We start from the raw sequence: 6,394 nt of genomic DNA, 5'->3' as shown, positions 1-6,394 counted from the left end.
CGCCGACCGCGCCCGACCCGGGGCGCGGTCGGCGGCTGCCGGGTCGGGCCGCGGTTCGCAGGTACCCGGCCGGCGCGCGGACCGCGCATCCTCGGTCGGGCCGGGGTTCCAGGTACCTGGCCGGGGTGCGGAGCGCGCGCCCTTGGTCGGGCCGCGGTTGGCAGGTGCCCGGTCGGCGCGCGGACCGCGCGTGCCCAGTCGGGCCGCGGTTGGCAGGTTCCCGGTCGGTGCGCGTTTGCGCGTGCCCGCTCGGGGCGCAGTTCGCGCGTGCCCGCTCGGGGCGCAGTTCGCGTGCCCGGCCGGGGGTTGGTTCGCGCGTGCCCAGTCGGGGCGCGGTCCGCACGCGCCCGGTTTTCCGTGTTGTTCGGGTCGGAGCGCACGGACCTTGGACAGTTTCCGTTAGCACGGAACGGTAACTGTCCAAGATCTCCACGTGAAACCCGGCACCGCCGCCGACCCGCCTCCGACCGACGGGAGCCGGGTGGCCGGGGTGTGGGGTCGGCGGGGCATCGGGTGGGCCGAACGTGCGGTGGGCCGAACGTGCGGTGGGCTGAACGTGCGGTGGAGGCGGGCTGACGTGCGGTCGGCGCCTGGCGGGCGGGACGTGCCATCGGCACCCGGCGGGCCGGACGTGCCATCGGCACCCGGCGGGCCAGACGTGCCATCGGCACCCGGCGGGCCAGACGTGCCATCGGCACCCGGCGAGCCAGACGTGCCATCGGCACCCGGCGAGCCAGACGTGCCATCGGCACCCGGCGAGCCAGACGTGCCATCGGCACCCGGCGGGCCAGACGTGCCATCGGCGCCCGGCGGGCCATCGGCGCCCGGCGGGCCAGACGTGGGGCCGGCGAGACCTGCGTGGCGGGGACGTGCGGTGAGCGGGACGTGCGGTGAGCGGGACGTGCCGGGCTCAGCGGACGTTGACCGCGACCGTGTGCCAGCCGGTGGCGCCGTCCGGGGCGACGCCCTGGGTGCGCTCGGTCTGGGTCTTGCCGGTCGCGTCGGTGGCCCGGACCTGGAGCCGGTGCTCGCCGGGCGTGGCGTCCCAGCGCCACGACCACTGCACCCAGGTGTCGACCGAGGCGGTCGGGGCCAGCTCCGCCTGTTGCCAGGGCCCGCCGTCGACGCGTACCTCGACTCGGCGGATGCCGCGGTGCTGTGCCCACGCCACCCCGGCCACGGTCACCGGGCCGGTGGTGAGCCGGTTGCGCGCCCGGGGCGCGTCGATCCGCGACTGGGTCTTGATCGGCCCTTGGGCGGACCAGCCCCTCGGCACCCAGTACGCGTCGAAGTCGGCGAAGCGGGTCAGCTCCAGCTCGGTGACCCACTTGCAGGCTGACACGTAGCCGTAGAGGCCGGGCACCACCACCCGGACCGGGAACCCGTGCTCGACCGGCAGCGGCTCGCCGTTCATGCCGACCGCGAGCAGGGCGTCCCGCCCGTCGCGCAGCGCTGCCGTGGGGGTGCCGCAGGTCCAGCCGTCGACCGACCGGCCGACGACCTGGTCGGCGTCGTCCTCCGGCTCGACCTCGTCGAGCAGTTCCCGCAGGGGTACGCCGAGCCAGCGGGCGTTGCCGATCAGGTCCCCGCCGACCTCGTTGGAGACGCAGGCCAGGGTGATGTACCGCTCGACCATCGGTCGGGCCAGCAGGTCCGCGTAGCTGTAGGTGCGCTCGTTACGGACCCGCCCGTGGATCCGCAGTCGCCAGGTCGCCGGGTCCACCTGCGGCACCACCAGCGCGGTGTCGATCCGGTAGAACCCGGAGTTCGGGGTGACGTACGGCGCGAGCTGGGCCATCGAGAGGTCCGCGCCCGCCGGCAGGGCCGGTGCGGGGGCGACCGGCGCGGGCAGCCGGATGGCCTCCCGGGCGGCCGACACTCCGCGCCGCCCGGCCAGCCAGCGCCCGCCGAGACCGGCCACCGCGGCGGTGCCGAGCAGCACGCCGGCGCTGGTGAGGAACCGCCGCCGCGAGTCCGCGTCGACCCCCTCAGCCGGCACGGCCGACTCCGACGGCACCGCCAATCCCGGCGAGGCGGACGGCACCGGCGGCACGGCCGACTCCGACTGCACGGCCGGCTCCCGCGACGCGGACGTCTCCGGCGAGGTTCCGGGCACCCCGCGGCCGTCGGGCGCCGCAGGACCGGTCGGCGCCGGATCCGCCGGTTCACGGGGCGCTAGCGGGGTGGGTGGCGACCAGGGCCAGGGGTCCAGCTCCAGCGGGCCGGCGATGAACAGCCAGAGCACTAGGGCGCCGAGACCGCCGCCGACGAGTGACGGCAGCGCGTCGGCGGCGTCCGCGCCGGAGCGGGTCAGCGCGGCGGCGACGCCCACGGCGGCGAACGCCGCGATGCCGGCCAGGCCGAGGGCCAGGCGGCGTACCGCCAGCATCCCGAACAGCGCGGCGAACGCGCCCAGCAGCAGCGCCGTGCCCACCAGCAGGGCGATCTTGTCGGCGGTGCCGAAGATGTCGATGGCGAGCTGCTTCAGCGACTCCGGGACGGCGTCGACGACCACCCCGCCGACTGCGACCAGCGGCGCGGACCGGGGCCCGGTCAGCACGGCCACCGGTTCCGCGATCCCGATCGCGACGGCGGCGGCGGTGACTCCGGCCAGCGCGGCGTACCGCCGCGACGTGGTGCTCATCGGCCCAGTGTGCGCGATCGTTCGGCCCGGCAGCCAACCACGTCAGCGACCGGTAATGACCCGGGAACGGACCGGGGCACACCGCCGTACGACGGTGTGCCCCGGGATGGTGCTGCTACCGAGTCAGAAGCCCGGGCCGTGCTGGTGGCCGTGACCGTGGCCGTGCCCACCGGCGCCGGCCGGCTCGGCCTGCTCCGGCTTCTCGACCACGAGGCTCTCCGTGGTCAGCAGCAGGCCGGCGATCGAGGCGGCGTTGGTGACCGCGTTGCGGGTCACCTTCACCGGGTCGATGATGCCGGCCTTGACCAGGTCGACGTACTCGCCGGTGGCGGCGTTGAGGCCGTTGCCCCACTGCATGTCGGCGACCTTCTGGGTCACGACGTAGCCATCGTGGCCGGCGTTCTGGGCGATCCACCGCAGCGGCTCGACCAGCGCCTTGCGCACGACCGAGACGCCGACCTTCTCCTCACCGGTGAAGCCCAGGTCGTCGTCGAGCACCGAGGAGACCTGCACCAGGGCGGCGCCGCCGCCGGGCACAGTGCCCTCCTCGACCGCGGCCTTGGTCGCCGCGATGGCGTCCTCGATGCGGTGCTTGCGCTCCTTCATCTCGACCTCGGTCGCCGCGCCCACCTTGATCACGGCGATGCCGCCGGAGAGCTTGGCCAGCCGCTCGGCCAGCTTCTCCCGGTCCCAGTCGGAGTCGGAGGCCTCGATCTCCTTGCGGATCTGGGCCACCCGGTCGGCGACGTCGGCGCTCTGGCCGCCGCCGTCGACGATCGTGGTGTTCTCCTTGTCGACCACGACGCGCCGGGCGGTGCCGAGCACCTCCAGGCCGACCTGGTCGAGCTTGTAGCCCAGCTCCGGGGCGACCAGCTCGGCGCCCGTGGAGATCGCGATGTCCTGGAGCATCGCCTTGCGGCGGTCGCCGAAGCCGGGGGCCTTCACGGCGCAGACCTTGAGGGTCTTGCGCAGCGAGTTGACCACCAGGGTGGACAGCGCCTGGCCGTCCACGTCCTCGGCGATGATCAGCAGCGGCTTGCTGTTCTGGAGGACCTTCTCCAGCAGCGGCAGCAGCTCCTCGATCGCCGAGATCTTCTGGGTGGTGACCAGGATGTACGCATCCTCGAGGACGGACTCCTGACCCTCCAGGTCGGTGACGAAGTTCGGCGAGATGAAGCCCTTGTCGAACTGGAGACCCTCGGTCACGTCCAGCTCGGTGGTGAGCATCGAGCCCTCCTCGACGGTGATGACACCGTCGCGGCCGACCCGCTCCATCGCCTCGGCGATCAGCTCGCCGATGGTGGCGTCCTGCGCGGAGATCGTCGCCACGTTCGCGATCGACTCCTTGCTGGTGACCTCGGCGGCCCGGTCGAGCAGAGCCTCGGAGATCTTGGTGGCCGCCGCGTCGATGCCCCGCTTGAGGCCCGCCGGGTTGGTCCCGGCGGTGACGTTGCGCAGGCCCTCACGGACCATGGCCTGGGCCAGCACGGTCGCGGTGGTGGTCCCGTCGCCGGCGACGTCGTTGGTCTTGGTCGCCACCTCCTTGACCAGCTGCGCGCCGAGGTTCTCGTAGGGGTTGGTGAGCTCGATCTCCTTGGCGATGGTCACACCATCGTTGGTGATCGTCGGCGCACCGAATTTCTTGTCCAGGACGACGTTGCGCCCGCGCGGGCCGAGGGTGACCTTGACCGCGTCAGCGAGGGCGTTGACACCGTGCTCCAGCAGGTGCCGGGCGTCGTCCGAGAAGCTCAGGATCTTCGCCATAAATGTCCCTTCGAAGCGCCACTGCCCCGGCCCGGCGAGCCGGACCGGGGCAATGACACTGATCGGTTGCTTACTTCTCGATGACCGCGAGGACGTCGCGGGCGGAGAGCACCAGGTACTCCTCGCCGGCGTACTTGACCTCGGTGCCGCCGTACTTCGAGTAGAGGACGGTGTCACCGACGTTGACGTCAACCGGAACCCGGTTGCCGTTGTCGTCGACGCGCCCCGGGCCGACAGCGAGGACAGTGCCCTCCTGCGGCTTCTCCTTGGCGGTGTCGGGGATCACGATGCCCGACGCCGTGGTGGTCTCAGCCTCGTTCGCCTGGACCACGATGCGGTCCTCGAGCGGCTTGATCGCAACCTTGGTCGCGGTAGTCACGGGCATACCCTCCTGGGGTACTGGTTTCGTTGCCGGCCAGCGGGGCTGACCAGCGTCAATCTGCCTCATGCCACCGGGCGGGGCCGTCGTCGCGGGTGCCGGTCCGCCTGGCGTGCGCACCCGGGTCGCGAGACCCGGAAGCTGGCACCCTCAGGGTGAGAGTGCTAATCGCAGGTTATTCCGTGGCTAGCACTCCGTCAAGGAGAGTGCCAACGCACGCCCCGTCGTGTCGCCACAGTTTCGCCAGGCGTTACCGCAACACGCCGGGAGCGTCTCGCCACACCGTGGCCATCTCCCTACCGTCGGTTGCCACCACCGCAAGCCGCCGAAAGGGGAGCCGGGTGTCCCGGATACCGACACTGACGTTCCTGCACGAACAGCTCCGCCGCGCACGCCAGGCGCGCGGGCTCAGCCAGGAGGAGCTGGGCAAGCTGGTCAACTACTCATCGTCGTACGTGAGTGCGGTGGAGACCGGGCAGAGCCCGGTCAAGCCGGACTACGTCGGCCGCATCGACTCGACCCTGGACACCGGCGGTCTCTTCGTCGGCATGCTGGAGCTGATCCGCTTCCACGCCGCGCCCGACTGGTTCCGCCCCTGGGACGAGAACGAGCGGGACGCGGCGGCGCTGCGCTGGTACGACCCCACCGTGATCCCCGGCCTGCTTCAGACCGAGGGGTACGCGCGGGCGATGCTCGGCGTGGGCGGTGAGCTGACCGCCGAGGAGGTGGAGACGCGGGTGGTGGCCCGGCTCGCCCGGCAGTCCCCGCTGACCGCCGAGCCGCGTCCGCACCTCGTCGCGGTGCTGGAGGAGCAGACCCTGCGCCGGCAACTCGGCGACCGGGAGATCATGCGTGAGCAGCTCCAGCACCTGCTGGCCGTGGGCACCGCACCGAACGTGCAGGTCCGGGTCGTGCCGGCCGACACCCCCTGGCACGTCGGGCTCAACGGCCCCTTCATCCTGGCCCGACTCAACAACGGGGCCGAGCTGGCCCACCTGGACAACCAGCTCCGGGGTCAGACGGTGGACAGCCCGAACGACGTTGCCGCTCTGGAGCGGCGCTGGGAGACTGTGACCGGCGAGGCGCTGCCATGCCGGCAGTCCGCCCGGCTGATCGAGGAAGTGGTGCAGACATGGACCTGACCCACGCCGCCTGGCGCAAGGCGTCCCGCAGCAACAGCAACGGCGGCGCGTGCGTCGAGGTCGCCGACAACCTGCCCGGCGTGGTCGCCGTGCGCGACAGCAAGGACCCGGCCGGGCCGGCGCTCACCTTCACCCCGGCGAGCTGGCGGGCCTTCGTGGCGGCCACCCCGCGCTGACCCCGGCGTTCCCGCCCCCGATCCGGACCGGCTGCGGCTCGGCGAGGCGACGGCGCCCCGCTGACTCGGACACCACCACTCCGCCCGAGCTGGCGTCGATCATCACCCGGGCCGGTCACTCCGGGATGCGGGCCGGGAGAATGGGCGGGTGGATCTCGATCAGCTCGCCGCCCTGCGTACCCCCGAGGGGTCGGCCGCGCTCGCCGCGGCGGTGCGCGGCCGACCCCTCGGGGGTACGCCTGTCTCTTATACACACCTGACGCTGCCGACGATAAGGCTCGTGTAGATC

The 6,394-nt window shown here is 72.7% G+C and carries 5 protein-coding genes; 2 read left to right on the top strand and 3 right to left on the bottom strand.

Annotated features, from left to right (window positions below; all coding sequences use genetic code 11):
• Positions 1–910 precede the first annotated feature (910 nt).
• The 3 genes from DKT68_RS01105 to groES form a co-directional block, all read right to left on the bottom strand.
• Positions 911–2,644, bottom strand: coding sequence for a molybdopterin-dependent oxidoreductase (locus DKT68_RS01105; protein WP_109815574.1), 1,734 nt, complete (start codon positions 2,642–2,644; stop codon positions 911–913).
• Positions 2,645–2,767: 123 nt separating this feature from the next.
• Positions 2,768–4,408: a chaperonin GroEL gene (groL, locus tag DKT68_RS01100; protein WP_109815573.1), complete on the bottom strand. Its 1,641-nt coding sequence runs from the start codon at positions 4,406–4,408 to the stop codon at positions 2,768–2,770.
• 70 nt (positions 4,409–4,478) lie between these two features.
• Entirely contained in the window at positions 4,479–4,793 is a 315-nt protein-coding gene (gene groES / locus DKT68_RS01095; protein ID WP_109815572.1) for a co-chaperone GroES, read from the bottom strand.
• A 335-nt stretch (positions 4,794–5,128) separates the two neighbouring features.
• Here groES and DKT68_RS01090 point away from each other — a divergent pair, with 335 nt between their 5' ends.
• A complete protein-coding gene (locus DKT68_RS01090) occupies positions 5,129–5,929 on the top strand; it encodes a helix-turn-helix domain-containing protein (RefSeq protein WP_146218256.1) in 801 nt (266 codons plus the stop codon).
• Positions 5,920–6,105, top strand: a complete 186-nt coding sequence (locus tag DKT68_RS01085; RefSeq protein WP_109815570.1) for a DUF397 domain-containing protein — start codon at positions 5,920–5,922, stop codon at positions 6,103–6,105. The genes DKT68_RS01090 and DKT68_RS01085 overlap by 10 nt, the downstream gene beginning before the upstream one ends.
• Positions 6,106–6,394 lie beyond the last annotated feature (289 nt).

Source organism: Micromonospora acroterricola, from assembly GCF_003172955.1.
GTDB lineage: Bacteria > Actinomycetota > Actinomycetes > Mycobacteriales > Micromonosporaceae > Micromonospora > Micromonospora acroterricola.
Note: the sequence above shows the minus strand (reverse complement) of the source record. Positions and strands in the feature narration are given on the sequence as shown.